Source organism: Arthrobacter sp. UYEF20, assembly GCF_040546335.1.
In the GTDB taxonomy this organism is placed as follows: Bacteria; Actinomycetota; Actinomycetes; order Actinomycetales; family Micrococcaceae; genus Arthrobacter.
The window spans coordinates 149,082-165,807 of record NZ_JBEPNP010000002.1 but is presented as its reverse complement, the minus strand read 5'-3'; the positions used below and the strand labels follow the sequence as shown (position 1 = coordinate 165,807).

The following is a 16,726-nucleotide window of genomic DNA, read 5'->3' as shown; positions in this document are numbered from 1 at the left end:
TTCCGGGGCCCGGTCATTCCGACGGCGATGGTGGCCCGGGCTGTCCTCAGGACAGCGTCTTGCCGATGGCGTCCACGTTGTCCGCCATCCACTCCAGGTACGTCTTGCCGTCGGGCAGCGTCTCACTGAAGTTCAGCACCGGAACGCCCGACGCCGCCGCCGCATCCTTCAGCGCCACCGTCTGCGGCCCCTCGGTCTGCACGTTGTAGGCCAATAGCCTGACGCCGCCGGAGCGGACAAGGTCGACTGCGGACTTCAGCACGGCGGGCGGAACGTCCGAACCGGACTCAATGGCCGCCATGTACTCGGCGGGGGTCTTGTTTTCCAGTCCGGCCGCCGCCAGCAGATACAACGACACGGGTTCAGTGACGGCGACCGCCCGCGGGCCCGACGCAGCCTTGATGGTGGCCAGCTTGGCTTCAAGGCCGGCGAGCGAGTCCTTGAAGGCGGCCGCGTTGGTACGGAAGGTCCCGGCAGAGGACGGTTCCAGCTCGCCGAGCTTGGCGGCGACGGCGTCGGCGAGCCGTGCCATGGCGGGCAGGCTGTACCAGACGTGCTCGTTGAAGCCAGCGTGGTCGTGGCCATCCGCGCTGGCGGTGCCTCCGCTGCCGGCGTCGTTGCCCTCCAGCCCGGAAAGCTCGACGGCGTTCAGCACCTTGGCCTGGTCCAGCCCGGTATCGTCCGCCAGCTTATGGATGAAATCGTCGTAGCCGCCGCCGTTCTCCACGAGCAGTCCGGCCTTGGAAACAGCCAGCTTGTCCTGGGTGGTCGCCTCGTAGGAGTGCGGGTCCTGGCTGGTGCGGGTGATGACGGAGTTGACGCGCACCTTGTCGCCGCCGATGGTGCTGACGATGTCGCCGTACACACTCGTGGACGCGACGACCTCAACGACCCCCTCCCCGGCGGTCCCCGGGGCGCTCCCCGCCGTCGGGCTGCAGGCCGTCAGCATCACGCTGAGGCCGGCAAGGGCGGCAACTATGGCACGGGCAGCAGGACGACGCACGGGGAACCTCGGATCAGTTATTGAGAATCAGGAGCATTAGCAACAGCCACGAGTGTATCCATAAATAGGAATCATTCCCATTTAGGGATACACCGCGCCGCTGCCTAGTCCTGGCCGAGCCGCCGGTAACCGGTGGCCTGGGTGGCGTCCCGGATCTCGCCGACGAGCTGCTCGATGACGTCCTCGAGGAACAGGACGCCCTGGGTGTGCCCGTCCGGCCCGATCACACGGGCGAGGTGCGAGCCCGTCCGCTGCATGACGGACATGGCCTTCTCGATCTCGTCGTCCATTGCCAGGTTCGCCAGGGAACGGATGCGGCTTTCGGCGATCGGCTGGTGATAGGCCGCGTCGGGGATGGACAGCACGTCCTTGATGTGCAGGTAGCCGGCAAGCATGCCGTCCTCATCGAGCATCGGAAAGCGGGAGAAACCGGTCCGGCTCACTGCCTTCTCGAACTCCACCGGCGTGGTGTTTGCCTTCTGCATCACGAGCTTGTCCAGTGGGACCATCACGCGGGACGCGGTGTGTTCCGAGAACTCCAGCGCGCCGGTGATCAGCCCGGCGTCGTCATCCACCAGGCCATGACGGGTGGATTCCTGCACGATCGACTGGACTTCCTCCAGCGTGAAGGAGGAGGTGACCTCGTCCTTCGGCTCGATCCGCATGAGCCTGAGGATGTGGTTCGCGGCCCAGTTCAGGGACACGATCACCGGCCTCACCGCCCGGGCGATGAACATCAGCGGCGGGGCGAGCAGCAGGGCCGCCTTGTCCGCGACGGTAACCGAGATGTTCTTCGGGACCATTTCGCCGAAGGTGACGTGCAGGAAAGTGACGGCCAGCAGCGCGATGGCAAAGGCCACGACGTCGGCGATTTCCATCGGGAGGCCCACCGCCTTGAGCGGCACCGCCATCAGGTGGTGGATCGCCGGTTCCGCGACCTGCAGGATCAGCAGGGAGCAGACCGTGATGCCCAGCTGGGCGCAGGCAAGCATGAGGGAGACGTTTTCCATCGCCAGCAGGGTGGTCTGTGCGCGCTTGGACCCGGCCTCCGCCAGCGGCTCGATCTGGCTCCGTCGGGCCGACATGACCGCAAATTCCGCCGCCACGAAGAAGGCGTTGCCGGCCAGCAGGACCACGAGCCAGAGAATGCCTGCCCAGTCGCTCATGCGGCACCGACCTGGCCGGACTTCTGGCTCCCGCCATGGTCCTCGCCATGGTCCTCGCTGACGTCCTCGCCGTGGTCTTCACCATGCTCGTGGCCGTGGGCGCGGGCGGGCTGGAAGCAGATCCGGTCGATCCTGCGCCCGTCCATGCGGGTCACGCTCAGGGTCCCGCCGCCCACCTCGACGGCGTCCCCCACTGACGCGATGCGGCCCAGCTGGCTCATGACGTAGCCTCCCACCGTTTCGTAGGCAGCTTCGTCGGGCACGGTCAGGCCCGGGATCTGTTCGGAGAGTTCGTCGGGGCGGAGGAGTCCCGGGAAGTACCAGTCCCCCGAGGCGCTCTGCAGCAGCCCCGGACGGACCTTGTCATGTTCATCGGCGACTTCCCCGACGATTTCTTCCACGAGGTCCTCCAGGGTGGCGATGCCGGCGGTTCCGCCGTATTCGTCGAGGACCACGGCCAGTTGCAGGTTGCCTTCGCGCAGCTCCGCCAGCAGGGCATCGAGATGGATGGTCTCCGGAACCCGCAGCACATCGGTCATGATGGCGCCCGCCTCCAGCTTGGCGCGCCGGCCCGAGGGAACGGCGATGGCCTTCTTGATATGCACCACGCCGCGGACGTCATCGGAGGAGTCCCCGATGACTGGGAAGCGCGAGTAGCCCGTGCGCCGGGCGGCCTCTACGATTTCCGAGACCGGCTGCTCGGCGTCGATCGTCTCCACCCGGATGCGGGGGGTCATGACGTCCGCCGCCGTCCGGCCCGAAAACTTGAGCGTCCTCGCGATGAAGTTGGCGGTCCCGGCGTCAAGGGTTCCCATCGCCGCCGAGCGGCGGACAAGGGACGCCAGTTCGGCCGGAGTGCGGGCGCCGGAGATTTCCTCCTTGGCCTCGAGTCCGAAGACGTTGAGGACCTTGTTGGAGAAGCCGTTGAGCACCACGATGGCGGGTTTGAAGATGGCGGTGAAAACCAGCTGGGGCCGGGCGAGGGCCTTGCCCATGGGAAAGGCCAACGCAATGGCCATGTTCTTCGGCACCAGTTCGCCGATCAGCATGGAGAGCAGGGTGGCCACGGCCATAGCGGCCACCAGCGAGATGGAGACGGCCGCGGCTTCGGGGACCCCGACGGCGGCCAGCGGCCCCTCGAGCAGCTTCCCGACGGACGGTTCCATAACGTAGCCGGTGAGCAGGGTGGTCATGGTGATGCCCAGCTGGCAGCTGGAGAGCTGCGTGGACAGGGACTTGAGGCATTTGAGCAGCGGTGCGGCAGCAGTATCGCCGCTGTCCACGGCCCGCTGGACGGTGGACTGGTCGAGGGCGACCAGGGAGAATTCAACGGCTACGAAGAAGCCCGTGCCGAGGATGAGCAGCAGGCCTGCTGCCAGAAGGAGCCATTCCATTTAGCGGCCTGCTTCCGGAGCAGCGGCACAGCGTGGGTGCTCGTGGAATCGGCCCGGCGGAGGATGGTCGGCGTGGGCCGACCCTGTTTCCTGGCCGGCCCCGGATGGGTATGGGGCTGGGTGTGGGGCCGGAGAATGATGGGCACGTGTTCGGGGTTTGCCGGCTCTGCGGGTGGACTGCGCGGTAACGGTTTCCGTTCTCCGCTGACAGCCCCCAGGCCGGCACCTAGATTTACTGTCCATAAGAAGTTCAGTCTACAGGAGCGGCCGCCGCCGGCCGTCACGTGACGCCCGGCGGCTGCCGCTTCAGCCGGCAGTCACATCACCAGCTTTGCGGAACCGGACGGCCCTCCTCGTAGCCTGCAGCGGACTGGATCCCCGCGACAGCGCGTTCCCGGAACGCGGCCAGGTCTGCCGCGCCGGCGTAGCTCATGGAGCTGCGGAGCCCGGCGGTGATCATGTCGAGCAGGTCCTCGACGCCGGGCCGGGCCGGGTCCACGTACATGCGCGAGGTGGAGATGCCCTCCTCGAACAAGGCCTTGCGGTCCTTTTCGAAGGCACCCTCGCGCTGGTTGCGGTTCTGTACGGCCCGGGCCGAGGCCATGCCGAAGCTCTCCTTGAACTGCCTGCCGCCGGCATCCAGTTGCAGGTCCCCCGGGCTCTCGTGCGTGCCGGCGAACCAGGAGCCGATCATGACCTGGCTGGCCCCGGCCGCCAGGGCCAGGGCGACGTCGCGCGGGTAGCGGACGCCGCCGTCGGCCCAGACCCGGCCGCCGGCCGCGCGGGCGGCGGCGGAACATTCCAGCACGGCGGAGAACTGCGGGCGGCCCACCGCCGTCATCATCCGGGTGGTGCACATGGCCCCGGGTCCGACGCCGACCTTGACGATGTCCGCCCCGGCCTCGATGAGCTGCCGGGTCGCGTCGGCGGTGACCACGTTGCCCGCCACCACCGGAACGCCGGGATTGAGGCCCTTGACGGCGGCCAGGGCGTCGAACATTTTCTGCTGGTGGCCGTGCGCGGTGTCGAGGACGAGCACGTTGACTCCGGCGGCGAGGAGCTCCGCCGCCCGGCCGGCGACGTCTCCGTTGATCCCGACGGCGGCGGCAACCGTGAGCCTGCCCGAATCGTCCAGCGAGGGCCGGTACAGGGTGGAGCGCAGGGCCCCCTTCCGGGTGAGGACGCCAACGAGGGCGCCGTCCTGCTGGACGGGGGCGAAGTCGGTGCCGGCGGCGTCCATCGCGGCAAAGGCACGGCGCAGCGCCGCCTCCGCCGCGGAGCCGTTTCCGCCGTCGAACGCGCCTTCGAACAGCGCCGCGTCCAGCACCAGCGGCTGGTGCCGGACCACAGAGCCCAGCGACGCGAAGCGGTCCTGGCCCTCGCAGTCCGCCGCGCGGATCACGCCGGCCACGGCGCCGGCGTCGTCCACAACGATGACCGCGCCGTGCGGCCGCTTGCCCATCAGGTGCAGCGCATCGATGACGGTGTCCAGGGGCGAGAGCGTCACGGGCGTCTCGAGGACCGGATGACGGGTCTTGATCCAGGCGGTGACGTCCCGGATCACCTCGAGCGGCACGTCCTGCGGCAGGACGGCGAGTCCGCCGCGGCGCGCCATGGTCTCCGCCATCCGTTTGCCGGTGACTGCCGTCATGTTCGCGGCCACCAGGGGAATCGTGGAGCCGGTTCCGTCGTCTGCCGCCAGGTCCACGTCCAGCCGCGACGTGACGTCGGAACGGGAGGGCACCAGGAAGATGTCCGAATACGTCAGGTCGGTGGTGGGCTCAGTCAGAAATCGCACGCTGCTCCTTGGTAGGCACTCTCAGTACTTAGGGGTTATTTGCGATTCTAGGCGAGCCTTCGCCTGCCTGCGAAGCGGCTCCGGATGCTACTCCGGGAGGCGACTTCGCGAAGGCTTCCGATGACTTCATGATATGAGCCGCCTTATTGGCGGTTTGGGAAGAATCGTCACTAGACTGGCATGGGTCTGGGTTCACTGGACGCGGAGACTGGTTCAATCGTCGTGCTGAGGCACCGTGGAAGCCAGTGGGAATCAAACTCATGGAAGAGGCGTAATTCAAGTGCCAGAGCAGCCTAGCCACCGTCTACCCGAGGAATTTGGCGGAAACGAGTGGCTCGTTGACGAACTGTACGAGCGTTACCAGCAGGACAAGAACACGGTTGATGCCAAGTGGTGGCCGCTGTTCGAATCCTTCGACGCCGGCGACGGTTCCTCCACCAACGGAACCTCGGGTGCAGCGCCTGTTGCGCGCCCGACCACTCGCGAACTTCCCGTAGTAGCTCCTGCTGCCGCCTCTCGGGCAGTACCTGCGCCGGCAGCCCCGGCTCCGGCCGCTGCTCCTGCCGCTGCTCCTGCCCCGGCAGGATCTGCGCCGTCAGCCCCGGCTCCCGCCGCCCAGAGGTCCCCGGCCACCGTCGCCCGGGACGGCGCCAAGACCACTAAGACCACTGAGGCCGGACCCGGCACCAAGCCGATTCCGGCCCAGCTGCCCAAAAACATCAAGGCCCCGACGGCGCCGGAAGAGGACGTCGTCTCCGTCCTCCGTGGCCCGGCCAAGGCCATCGCCACCAACATGATCACCAGCCTGGAGGTTCCGACCGCCACGAGCGTCCGGGCCATCCCGGCGAAGCTGCTGATCGACAACCGCGTGGTCATCAACTCCAACCTCGCCCGCGCCCGTGGCGGCAAGGTCTCCTTCACGCACCTGATCGGCTACGCCGTCATCCGTGCCCTGTCCCAGTTCCCCTCGATGAACGTCTATTACGACGAGGTCGACGGCAAGCCGGTCGCTGTCCAGCCGGCGCACGTGAACTTCGGCATCGCCATCGACATGCCGAAGCCGGACGGCACCCGCCTGCTCATGGTGCCCAACATCAAGAAGGCGGAGACGCTCAACTTCTCCGAGTTCTGGCACACCTACGAGGACCTGATCAAGCGTGCCCGCGCCGGCAAGCTCACCGCGGACGACCACTCGGGCACCACTGTCTCGCTGACGAACCCCGGCGGAATCGGCACCGTGCACTCGGTACCGCGGCTGTCCAAGGGCCAAGCCGCCATCATCGGCGTCGGTGCACTGGATTACCCGGCGGAGTTCCAGGGCGCCAGCGAGAAGATCATCGCACAGAACGCCATCAGCAAGGTCCTCACGCTGACCTCCACCTATGACCACCGCGTCATCCAGGGTGCCGGCAGCGGCGAATTCCTCAAGCTCGTGCACCAGCTCCTGCTGGGTGCCCAGAACTTCTACGACGAGATCTTCGAGTCCCTGCGGATCCCGTACGAGCCCGTGCGCTGGAGCCCGGACCTACAGGTTGACCCGTCGGACGAGATCAACAAGGTCGCCCGGATCCAGCAGCTCATCCACTCCTACCGCGTCCGCGGACACCTCATGGCGGACACCGATCCGCTCGAGTACGTCCAGCGCAAGCACCCGGACCTCGACGTCCTGACCTACGGGCTCACCCTGTGGGACCTGGACCGCGAATGGCCCACGGGCGGCTTCGGCGGCAAGCCGATGCTCGCCTTCCGGGACATCCTCGGAGTCCTCCGCGATGCCTACTGCCGCACCACCGGCATCGAGTACATGCACATCCAGGACCCGGCGGAGCGCAAATGGTTCCAGGACCAGCTCGAGCACCCGTACTCCAAGCCCAGCCGTGACGAGCAGCTGCGCATCGTCTCCAAGCTCAACGCCGCCGAAGCCTTCGAGACCTTCCTGCAGACGAAGTTCGTCGGCCAGAAGCGCTTCTCGCTGGAAGGCGGCGAGTCCCTGATTCCGCTGCTGGACGCGATCATCTCCGACGCGGCCGACGACGAACTCGACGAGGTTGCCATCGGCATGGCCCACCGTGGCCGGCTGAACGTGCTCACCAACATCGCCGGCAAGACCTACGCACAGGTCTTCCGCGAATTCGAAGGCACCCAGGATCCGCGCTCCGTGCAGGGCTCCGGCGACGTGAAGTACCACCTCGGCACCGAGGGCACCTTCACCTCTGACAACGGCAAGGAGACCAAGGTCTACCTCGCCGCCAACCCGTCCCACCTCGAAGCGGTGGACTCCGTCCTCGAAGGCATCGTCCGGGCCAAGCAGGACCGCCTCGACCAGGGCGAAGCGTTCCCCGTGCTGCCGATCATGGTCCACGGCGACGCCGCCTTCGCGGGCCAGGGCGTGGTGGCAGAAACGCTTAACCTCTCCCAGCTGCGCGGCTACCGCACCGGCGGCACCATCCACATCGTGGTCAACAACCAGGTCGGCTTCACCACCGCCCCGTCGTCGTCGCGCTCCTCCACCTACTCCACGGACGTCGCCAAGATGATCCAGGCACCGGTGTTCCACGTGAACGGCGATGACCCGGAGGCCGTGGTCCGGATCGGCCAGCTCGCCTACGAGTTCCGCCAGCGCTTCCACAAGGACGTTGTCATCGACATGGTCTGCTACCGGCGCCGCGGGCACAACGAGGGCGACGACCCCTCGATGACGCAGCCGCTGATGTACAACCTGATCGAAGCCAAGCGTTCGGTGCGCAAGCTCTACACCGAATCCCTGATCGGCCGCGGTGACATCACCGAGGAAGAAGCCGAGCAGCTGCTGCGCGACTACCAGGAACGCCTGGAGCGCGTCTTCGCGGAAACCCACGCTGCCCAGACCTCCCCGATTCCGATCATCACGGCCGATTCCGCTGCGGTCTCGGACCTCGAGCGCCCGATGGCCCAGCAGGCGGACACCGGGACCAGCGCCCCGGCCTCCACCGCGGTTTCCGCCGAGACGCTGGCCCGGATCGGCAAGGCCCACACCGAGATTCCCGAGGGCTTCACCGTCCACGCCAAACTCAAGCAGCTGCTGGAGAAGCGTGAGCAGATGTCCCGCGAGGGCGGCATTGACTGGGGCTTCGGCGAGCTCGCGGCCTTCGGCTCGCTCATCATGGAAGGCGTCCCCGTCCGGCTCGCCGGCCAGGACTCGCGCCGCGGCACCTTCGTCCAGCGGCACGCAGTCTTCCATGACCGTGCCAACGGTGACGAGTGGCTGCCCCTGGCCCACCTGTCGGACAGCCAGGCCAAGCTCTGGATCTACGACTCGCTGCTTTCGGAATACGCCGCGATGGGCTTCGAGTACGGGTACTCGGTGGAACGACCGGACGCCCTGGTGCTCTGGGAGGCCCAGTTTGGCGACTTCGTCAATGGTGCGCAGACCATCATCGACGAGTTCATCTCCTCGGCCGAACAGAAGTGGGGCCAGCGCTCCTCGCTCGTACTGATGCTGCCGCACGGCTACGAAGGCCAGGGGCCGGACCACTCCTCCGCCCGGATCGAACGCTTCCTGCTGATGTGCGCGGAGGAGAACATGATCGTGGCCAACCCCACGACGTCGGCCTCGCACTTCCACCTGTTGCGCCGCCAGGCGTACAGCCGGCCGCGGAAGCCGCTCATCATCTTCACCCCGAAGCAGCTGCTCCGCCTCAAGGCCGCAGCGTCGTCGGTGGAGGACTTCACCACGGGTTCCTTCCGGACGGTCATCCCCGAGCACGAGCAGCTGCAGGCGGACGCCGTCGAGCGGGTGCTGCTGGTCTCCGGGCGCCTGTACTACGATCTGCTGTCCACCCGGCAGAAGACCGAGGACAAGACGACGGCGATCGTACGCGTCGAGCAGCTCTACCCGCTGCCCGACGCCGAGATCGCGGCGGAGCTGGCCAAGTACCCGAACGCCGAAGTTGTCTGGGCACAGGACGAGCCGGCCAACCAGGGTCCGTGGCCGTTCATCGGGCTCAACCTGCCGGACGCCCTCGACCGCCGTGTGCGCCTCGTGTCCCGTCCTGCCTCGGCTTCCACCGCGGCGGGGTCGATGAAGCGTCACGCGGCCGAGCAGGATGCCCTGCTCAAGCAGGCATTCGCACGTAAGTAGGGTCATTGCTTGCCCGGCCGGAGATGGAACACGCAACTCCGGCCGGGCAGCTTTGTTTAACCGTCTGTGTTCAATTGACGCCGTCTCAACGACGCTGATCAGCTGACGCTTTGGACTGAAGAGGTAGTCGTGGAAGATCGAAAGCTGCGGATCGCAGCCGTTGGCGATGAACTGCTGGCCGGGCTCGGTGATCCCCGCGCGCTGGGCTGGCTGGGCCGTGTGCTGGCCCGTACGCCGCAGGACGGCCTGGTCATGGAAAGCTACTCCCTGCCGTGCCCGCAGGAAGGCACCGAAGGGCTGGCCGCGCGCTGGCTCGAGGAGGCCGACCGCCGCTTCAGCGCCCACCACGAGAACCGCCTGGTGATCGGGCTGTCCGGCCGCGACATCGAATTCGGGCTCTCCACGGCCCGCAGCCGGCTGAACCTGGCGAACATCCTGGATTCAGCCTCGCAGAACAAAATCGAGGTCTTCGTCGTCGGGCCGCCACCCACCCTCGATCCGACGCAGAACCGCCGGCTGGGCGATCTCAACACTGCCTTCGCCGATGTCACCACGCGCCGCAAACACCTGTATGTGGACACCTTCTCGCCGCTCCTGAACCACGAACAATGGCGCCAGGACCTTGCCGCGAACGGCGGCACCCCCGGCCAGGCCGGCTACGGGCTGATGGCGTGGCTGGTGCTGCACCGCGGTTGGTTCCAGTGGCTGGGCATGGACGCGCCGGAATAGACCATGGGCCGCCTCCGGCCTGAGCGAAATTCGCGATATATCTTGACCGTGCGGATCCGGCGATATATCGTGATTTTGAGGTCACGATATATCGCGACCATTCGCAGGAAATATCGCATTCCCGGAGGAACCATGGAAGAGAACACCTGGACCGTCACCGGCCCGCAGACCATCGACGTCGACGGCGTCAGTTCGCTCAAGCTCGGCATTGTCCGGGGGCGCTTCGACATCGTGACGCATGACGAGGACGTCGCCCGGATCGAGGTATCCGAAATCTCCGGGGATCCGCTCTCCGTCAGCCTGGTCAACGGCCGGCTGGAGGTCCGGCACCAGCTGCACGGCCCGCAGGGCTGGTTCAAGAACCTCATGGGCACCGTCAACAACAACAGCAGCAATTCCGTGGTCATCAGCATCGCCGTGCCGGCCGGCGTCGAGGTCGAGGCGGGCACCGTCAGCGGCGACGGCATGGTGTCCGGGATCAGCGGCCATACCCGTCTGAACACCGTCTCCGGCTCCGTCCTCGCCGACGGCACCTCCGGGAACCTGTCCGTCAATACGGTCAGCGGCGAGGTCATCGCGCGCAACCACCACGGTGTGCTGACCGCCAAGAGCGTCTCCGGCGAAGTCACGGCCTCCGGCGAGTTCAGCAACATCCGCGCCAACACCGTCAGCGGCGATCTCAGCTTCGATCTGCACGGTTTCACCCAGGACTTCGGGGCCAACTCCGTCTCGGGCGACGTCACCATCCGGCTCCCCCACGACGTCGGCGTGGACATCGTGGCGAAGTCCGCCAGCGGCGCCGTCATCATTGACGAGCAGATGTACACCCAGCCCGGCGGCACCGTGCAGACCATCGCCGGCCCCGACACCCACCTCATGCTGGTCCGGACCAACTCCGTCTCCGGAAAGACCTCGATCTTCCACGGAACCGCGGATACCGAAGCGGGCCTCTGATGCCTCCCGTCTTCGCCCACGGCGCGTTGCGGCTTTATCTGCTGGCGCTGCTTGAGTCGGGCCCCAAACACGGCTACGAACTCATCAAGGCCCTCAGCGAACGCTTCGGCGGGACCTACTCCCCCAGCGCCGGGACCATCTACCCCCGGCTCGGCAAACTCGAGGAGGAAGGGCTCGTGGCCACCCAGCCGGAGGGCCGCAGGACCAACTACTCCATCACCCCCGCCGGTCTCGTGGAACTCAACAGCCGGCGGGACGAACTCGCCGGCGTCGAGAACGACATCTCTGCCTCGGTCCGGCGGCTCGCCGACAATCTGCGGCAGGACATCCGCGTCAACATGCGCGGGCTCAGGGCGGACCTGGCCGCGACGGCGGAAGCCGCACGGTCCGCCGCCCGCTCTGCGGGATCGGCCCCCGGGGCCGAGGCAGGCCCGCGCTACTCCCAGGAGGGCGACCGCCGCCTGCGGGAAGCGGAGATGCTGGTCCAGGCGTTCCGCGACGACATCCGCGTGGAGCTGCGCCGCCACGGCAGCCGCAACCCCGTCACTGCTGTCACGCTGGAGACAGTCAGGACCGTGCTGGACCAGGCCCGGATCTCCATCCGCAATTCGCTGGACAGTTGAGCCGTAGTGATCGCCGGCCCGGTTCGCGGCCCAACCCGTGATGTGGGAGACTTGAGGGCAGCTCTTTTGAGTACCAAGATTAAGGAGGCCAGCTATGAGCAAACGTGCACGTAAACGTCGTGACCGTAAGCGTGGCGGCGCGAACCACGGTAAGCGCCCCAACGCCTAAGCAAAAGCTTGGATTACAGCTTTAAAGCAAATGACCCCGGAAACCTTACGGTTTCCGGGGTCATTTGTCTGTGGACCATTACTGGACCCTCCGGTGGACCGGCCTGGCCCCTCCGGTGGATCCGGCCTGGCGGCGACGAGGCCTCAGGCTTCGACCGGGCGGATCGAATGAATCCGGTCGAGAATCGCGTTCTTGAGGTTCTCGGGGGCAGCTTCGGTGCATGAACGCTTCACCATCACGCGGATGACACATTCGAGGTCGTACTGCTCAAAGCAATCCGGACACCCGTCCAGGTGGTCCTTGATCTCAGCGATGTCATCGTGCGTGAGCGCCCCATCCAGATACTCGTAGATACGTTGCATCCGGGCGTCGTCGCAATCGCCCAGTCCCTGGCAGTCGCTCATTTCCTGTTCTCCTGTTTGTTGCTTCCGGCCGCTGTGGTGGATTGTGCGGCCTTGAATCCCCGCTCGGAGGCGTAGTCGGCGAGCATATCCCGCAGCATCTTCCGGCCGCGGTGCAGCCGGGACATGACGGTCCCGATCGGGGTGTTCATGATGTCTGAAATTTCCTTGTACGCGAAGCCCTCCACATCGGCGAAGTAGACGGCCAGCCGGAACTCCTCCGGGATAGCCTGCAGGGCGCGCTTTACGTCCGAATCCGGCAGGTGATCCAAGGCCTCTGCCTCAGCCGAACGCAACCCCGACGACGTATGCGACTCGGCACGTGCCAGCTGCCAGTCCTCGATGGTGTCCGAATTCGACTGCAACGGCTCACGCTGCCGTTTGCGGTACAGGTTGATGTACGTGTTGGTGAGGATGCGGTACAGCCACGCCTTGAGGTTGGTTCCCGGCTTGTACTGGTGGAAGGCCGAGAACGCCTTCGTGTAGGCCTCCTGGACCAGGTCCTCGGCGTCCGCGGGGTTCCGCGCCATCCTCATGGCCGCGGAATACAGCTGGTCCACGTATTGCATCGCATCGCGTTCAAAACGGACCCGGCGCTCTTCCACGGTTTCGGTCGAGGTATCCAGCGGCTTCCCGTCCACCAGCGTCTCCTGGGCAGGATCGGCGGCTGCGCCAGCCGGGCTGGCTACAGGGGACTTGTTGGGCGTGGCGTCGTTTCCGGCAACCTCGTGCATGGCCGCAACGGCCGGATCCATGGTGCTCATTGCCTTCAAGTCTACTGTCACCCTCCCGAGGCCAGCTGAAACCGCACCCAGGGCCTCAACCCTGCGGACAGGCCGGGCCTTGGTCCAAGGATTCCCCGGGCCTGTGTCCAGCACTGTGTCCCACTCCGTGCTTGCCTTCACCAGCAACAAATTTCCGCCTCCCTTGCCTTCGCGCTTGCCTTCGCGGTCCTGCCGCCAATGCTCCTGTGTTATCGCACCGTTGTCGCACCGTTGTCGCACCACCTTGCGGCGTTGCCGTCATGGCACCGCGACCACGCTTCTGCAGTGCACTGCTGTTCTGTACTACTTCGAGCCCGCAAACCAGGGCCGATCTGACTCTTAATCCGGCCGCAGTAAGCGGCTGGAACCTGCAATTCACAACCACGCGCAACAGGCAAATATTCCGCAAAAGTGCAAGACTAGAACCGGTTCTCCCGCTTCATTTCCGCGGTTCGTCCATCCAGGAGGAAATTCATGTCCCTTGTCCGTTTTCTCGCCCGGCCCATGCTCGCCTCCAGTTTCGTCCTCGCGGGCATGGACAAGCTGAAGAATGCGGATGACACTGCGACACAGCTGTCGCCCCTCTTGCGCCGCGCGGCCGAATCGCTGCCGTTCCAGACCAATGAGAAAGTCCTTGCCCGCGTCATCGGCGGCACCCAGGTCGGCGCCGGGGTTTGCCTCGCCCTGGGCAAATCGTCTCGTCTCGCAGCCACCGTACTGGCCGTCATCTCGGCGCTCAACGGCTATGTTGAATGGCGCAGCGCGGACATCACCTCCAAGGCGGGCCGCGACGCACGCCGCAAGCAGCTGCTCAAGAACGTCTCGCTGACCGGAGGCGTCCTGCTGGCCTCCGTCGACACGAACGGAAAGCCCAGCCTGGCCTGGCGCGCCGAGCACCTCGCTGCCGGCGCCAAGAAGAACGCCGGACACCTCGCCGCCGACGTCAAGAAGACCACGGGCAAGCAGCTCAAGAAGGCCGACAAAGCCGTACGCAAAGCCGTTGACCACACCGTCGGAGCATAAGAAGGCAATGACAGGCGCCACCCCCACAGCAGCCGCCACCCCCGTTCCGGCAGACGGCGCTCCGCACTGGCCGGCGCCGTTTGCCGAGCGGCCCGTCGACGCGACGGTCACCGTTCCGGGATCCAAGTCCCTGACGAACAGATACCTCGTGCTGGCCGCCCTCGCCGACGGCCCCTCGCGCTTGCGCGCCCCCCTGCACTCGCGGGACTCGGCGCTGATGATCGGGGCTCTCCGCCAGCTCGGCGCCACGATCGCGGAGGTCCCGGGCGACGGCGCCTTCGGCCCCGACCTTGAAATCCTGCCGATCGGCCAGGACGGAGCCGCGGAACAGACCGGGATCGACTGCGGCCTGGCGGGCACTGTCATGCGCTTCGTCCCGCCGGTGGCAGCGTTGCGCCGCGGAGCCACCCTGTTCGACGGCGACCCGCACGCCCGCAAGCGGCCGATGGGAACCATCATCGAGGCGCTGGCCGGCCTTGGCGTCGAGGTCCGCTCGCCCGACGGCGGTCCAGTGTCCGCGCTGCCGTTCACCGTCCAGGGTGCCGGCGGGGTGCGCGGCGGCCACCTCGCCATCGACGCGAGCGCCTCGTCACAGTTTGTTTCCGCCCTGCTGCTCGCCGGCGCCAGGTTCAGCGAGGGGCTGCATCTGGAACACTCGAGCGTGGAACACCCCGGCACCCCCGTCCCCAGCCTGGACCACATCAACATGACCGTCGCCGTCCTCCGCGGAGCCGGTGTGGCAGTGGACGATTCCCGTCCCAACCACTGGATCGTGTCCCCCGGGCCCATCCGCGCCTTTGATCTCAGGATCGAACAGGACCTGTCCAACGCCGGGCCCTTCCTCGCTGCCGCCCTGGCCACCCGCGGGACGGTCCGGATCCCCAACTGGCCCGCCGGGACCACCCAGGTTGGTGACCTCTGGCGCAGCATCCTTTCCACGATGGGCGCGACCGTCACGCTGGAGAACGGCACCTTGACCGTGACCGGCGGCGAGGAGATCAAGGGAGGCGATTTCGACGAAACCAGCGAGCTCGCCCCCACGGTGGCAGCGCTCTGTGCCCTGGCCACCGGCCCCTCGCGCCTGAGCGGCATCGCCCACCTCCGGGGGCACGAAACGGACAGGCTTGCCGCCCTCGTGGCCGAAATCAACCGCCTCGGCGGCGACGCCGAGGAGACGTCCGACGGCCTCATCATTCGTCCGGCCACCCTGCACGGCGGTGTGGTCCGCAGCTATGCGGACCACCGCATGGCCACCGCAGGCGCCATCCTGGGCCTGGCCGTGCCCGGCATCGAGGTCGAGGACATCGCGACCACGGCCAAGACCATGCCGGATTTCCCGAAGCTGTGGACAGCCATGCTGGCACAGGGCCCTGGGGCCGAAGCCGCGGTTGCACCGGCCGCAGAAAAGGACGCCCCCCGTGGCCCGCAGCACTGATTCGTGGGACGAATCCGACGTCCGGATCCGTCCCAACAAGAAGGGCACCCGACCGCGCACCAAGGACCGGCCCAGCCACGACGAAGCCGTCACCGGGCGCATCATCACCGTTGACCGCGGACGCTACACCGCCGTGGTCGGCGAAGGCACCGGGCACGAACGCAAGATCATCGCCGCCCGCGCCCGGGAACTGCGCCGCAACCCCGTGGTGGCCGGCGACTTCGTCTCGCTCGTGGGGGATGTCACCGGAGAACCGGACACCCTCGCCCGGCTGGTCAGGATCCAGGACCGCAAGACCTTGCTGCGGCGCAGCGCCGACGACACCGATCCGATCGAACGCGCCGTCGTCGCCAACGCCGACCAGCTCGTGATCGTGGTGGCCGCCGCCAATCCGGAGCCGCGGACCGGGTTCATCGACCGCGCCCTCGTGGCAGCCTACGACGCCGGCATCGATCCGCTGCTGCTGGTCACCAAAGCCGACGTCAAGGATCCCGCCGAGCTCCTCTCCAACTACCAGCACCTGGATTTCCCGGTCATCATCAGCAAGACGGCGGATTCGGCCGCCTCCGGCATCGACGCCCGCTCGGATGACGGGCTCTCCGCCCGGCTGGACAAGGACGCGGTGTCACAGCTGCGCGACTACCTCGACGGCAAAGTCACCGTCATGCTGGGCCATTCCGGCGTCGGAAAGTCCACCATGGTCAACGCCCTCACCGGTGCCGAGCGCGCCACCGGCGGTGTCAACGCCGTCACCGGGCGCGGCCGCCACACCTCCTCCTCCGCGCTGGCGCTCAAGGTCAACGATGCGCCCGCCGGCAGCTGGATCATCGACACCCCGGGCATCCGGTCCTTCGGCCTGGCCCATGTGGATCCGGACCGGATCCTGCATTCCTTCCCGGACCTCGAACCCGGCACCGACAACTGTGAGCGGGGCTGCAAGCATGACTCCAGTGCCGTCAACTGCGGCGTGGATGCGTGGGTGGCTGCGGGCCATGCGGGGCCATCCGGCCCGGCGAGGCTGTCCTCGCTGCGCCGGCTGTTGGGCACGGACCCGCGGATGGAAGCGCAGGACGTCAAGGAACTCGGCACCGTTTCCTAGATTGTGCCGGGCACGCCCGGTCCACCTCCCGTGGCCCGGCAACGTGGC

At 66.9% G+C, this 16,726-nt stretch carries 14 protein-coding genes; 8 read left to right on the top strand and 6 right to left on the bottom strand.

The genetic code is table 11. The features are described from left to right. Window positions 1-46: 46 nt before the first annotated feature. The 4 genes from ABIB26_RS03250 to ABIB26_RS03235 form a co-directional block, all read right to left on the bottom strand. On the bottom strand, window positions 47-1,003 hold the full coding sequence (locus tag ABIB26_RS03250) for a metal ABC transporter solute-binding protein, Zn/Mn family (protein WP_354239538.1): 957 nt from the start codon (window positions 1,001-1,003) through the stop codon (window positions 47-49). A gap of 104 nt (window positions 1,004-1,107) precedes the next feature. Beyond that, a complete protein-coding gene (locus ABIB26_RS03245) occupies window positions 1,108-2,169 on the bottom strand; it encodes a hemolysin family protein (RefSeq protein ID WP_354239536.1) in 1,062 nt (353 codons plus the stop codon). After that, window positions 2,166-3,563, bottom strand: a complete 1,398-nt coding sequence (locus tag ABIB26_RS03240) for a hemolysin family protein (protein ID WP_354239534.1) — start codon at window positions 3,561-3,563, stop codon at window positions 2,166-2,168. Before ABIB26_RS03240 ends, ABIB26_RS03245 begins: the two co-directional genes overlap by 4 nt. A 322-nt stretch (window positions 3,564-3,885) precedes the next feature. After that, window positions 3,886-5,361: a GuaB1 family IMP dehydrogenase-related protein gene (locus tag ABIB26_RS03235; RefSeq protein WP_354239532.1), complete on the bottom strand. Its 1,476-nt coding sequence runs from the start codon at window positions 5,359-5,361 to the stop codon at window positions 3,886-3,888. A 280-nt stretch (window positions 5,362-5,641) separates the two neighbouring features. On the opposite strand from ABIB26_RS03235, the gene ABIB26_RS03230 reads away from it, so the two are divergent. From ABIB26_RS03230 to ABIB26_RS23730, 5 genes are all read left to right on the top strand, one after another. Beyond that, the gene (locus ABIB26_RS03230) at window positions 5,642-9,481 is read left to right on the top strand and encodes a multifunctional oxoglutarate decarboxylase/oxoglutarate dehydrogenase thiamine pyrophosphate-binding subunit/dihydrolipoyllysine-residue succinyltransferase subunit (RefSeq protein ID WP_354239530.1); all 3,840 of its coding nucleotides are present in this window, start codon (window positions 5,642-5,644) and stop codon (window positions 9,479-9,481) included. Between the two features lie 129 nt (window positions 9,482-9,610). Continuing rightward, window positions 9,611-10,210 (top strand): GDSL-type esterase/lipase family protein, encoded by a 600-nt coding sequence (locus ABIB26_RS03225; RefSeq protein WP_354239529.1) that lies wholly within the window; start codon window positions 9,611-9,613, stop codon window positions 10,208-10,210. 132 nt (window positions 10,211-10,342) lie between these two features. Further along, window positions 10,343-11,164 (top strand): DUF4097 family beta strand repeat-containing protein, encoded by an 822-nt coding sequence (locus ABIB26_RS03220; RefSeq protein WP_354239527.1) that lies wholly within the window; start codon window positions 10,343-10,345, stop codon window positions 11,162-11,164. Continuing rightward, entirely contained in the window at window positions 11,164-11,787 is a 624-nt protein-coding gene (locus tag ABIB26_RS03215; protein ID WP_354239525.1) for a PadR family transcriptional regulator, read from the top strand. The genes ABIB26_RS03220 and ABIB26_RS03215 overlap by 1 nt, the downstream gene beginning before the upstream one ends. 94 nt (window positions 11,788-11,881) lie before the next feature. Continuing rightward, window positions 11,882-11,956 carry a 50S ribosomal protein bL37 gene (locus tag ABIB26_RS23730; protein ID WP_104061284.1) on the top strand — a complete coding sequence of 25 codons (75 nt, stop codon included), beginning with the start codon at window positions 11,882-11,884 and terminating at the stop codon, window positions 11,954-11,956. 143 nt (window positions 11,957-12,099) lie between these two features. On the opposite strand, the gene rsrA is transcribed toward ABIB26_RS23730, so the two are convergent. Beyond that, window positions 12,100-12,360: a mycothiol system anti-sigma-R factor gene (gene rsrA / locus ABIB26_RS03210; protein ID WP_354239523.1), complete on the bottom strand. Its 261-nt coding sequence runs from the start codon at window positions 12,358-12,360 to the stop codon at window positions 12,100-12,102. Then, a complete protein-coding gene (locus ABIB26_RS03205) occupies window positions 12,357-13,121 on the bottom strand; it encodes a sigma-70 family RNA polymerase sigma factor (protein WP_502913614.1) in 765 nt (254 codons plus the stop codon). Before ABIB26_RS03205 ends, rsrA begins: the two co-directional genes overlap by 4 nt. Window positions 13,122-13,595: 474 nt before the next feature. Here ABIB26_RS03205 and ABIB26_RS03200 point away from each other — a divergent pair, with 474 nt between their 5' ends. From ABIB26_RS03200 to rsgA, 3 genes are read left to right on the top strand one after another with little or no spacing between them, the layout of a single operon-like run. Beyond that, window positions 13,596-14,144, top strand: coding sequence for a DoxX family protein (locus ABIB26_RS03200; protein WP_354239521.1), 549 nt, complete (start codon window positions 13,596-13,598; stop codon window positions 14,142-14,144). A 7-nt stretch (window positions 14,145-14,151) separates the two neighbouring features. Further along, window positions 14,152-15,579 (top strand): 3-phosphoshikimate 1-carboxyvinyltransferase, encoded by a 1,428-nt coding sequence (gene aroA, locus ABIB26_RS03195; protein ID WP_354239519.1) that lies wholly within the window; start codon window positions 14,152-14,154, stop codon window positions 15,577-15,579. Continuing rightward, window positions 15,563-16,678: a ribosome small subunit-dependent GTPase A gene (gene rsgA, locus ABIB26_RS03190; RefSeq protein WP_354239517.1), complete on the top strand. Its 1,116-nt coding sequence runs from the start codon at window positions 15,563-15,565 to the stop codon at window positions 16,676-16,678. The genes aroA and rsgA overlap by 17 nt, the downstream gene beginning before the upstream one ends. Window positions 16,679-16,726: the final 48 nt, after the last annotated feature.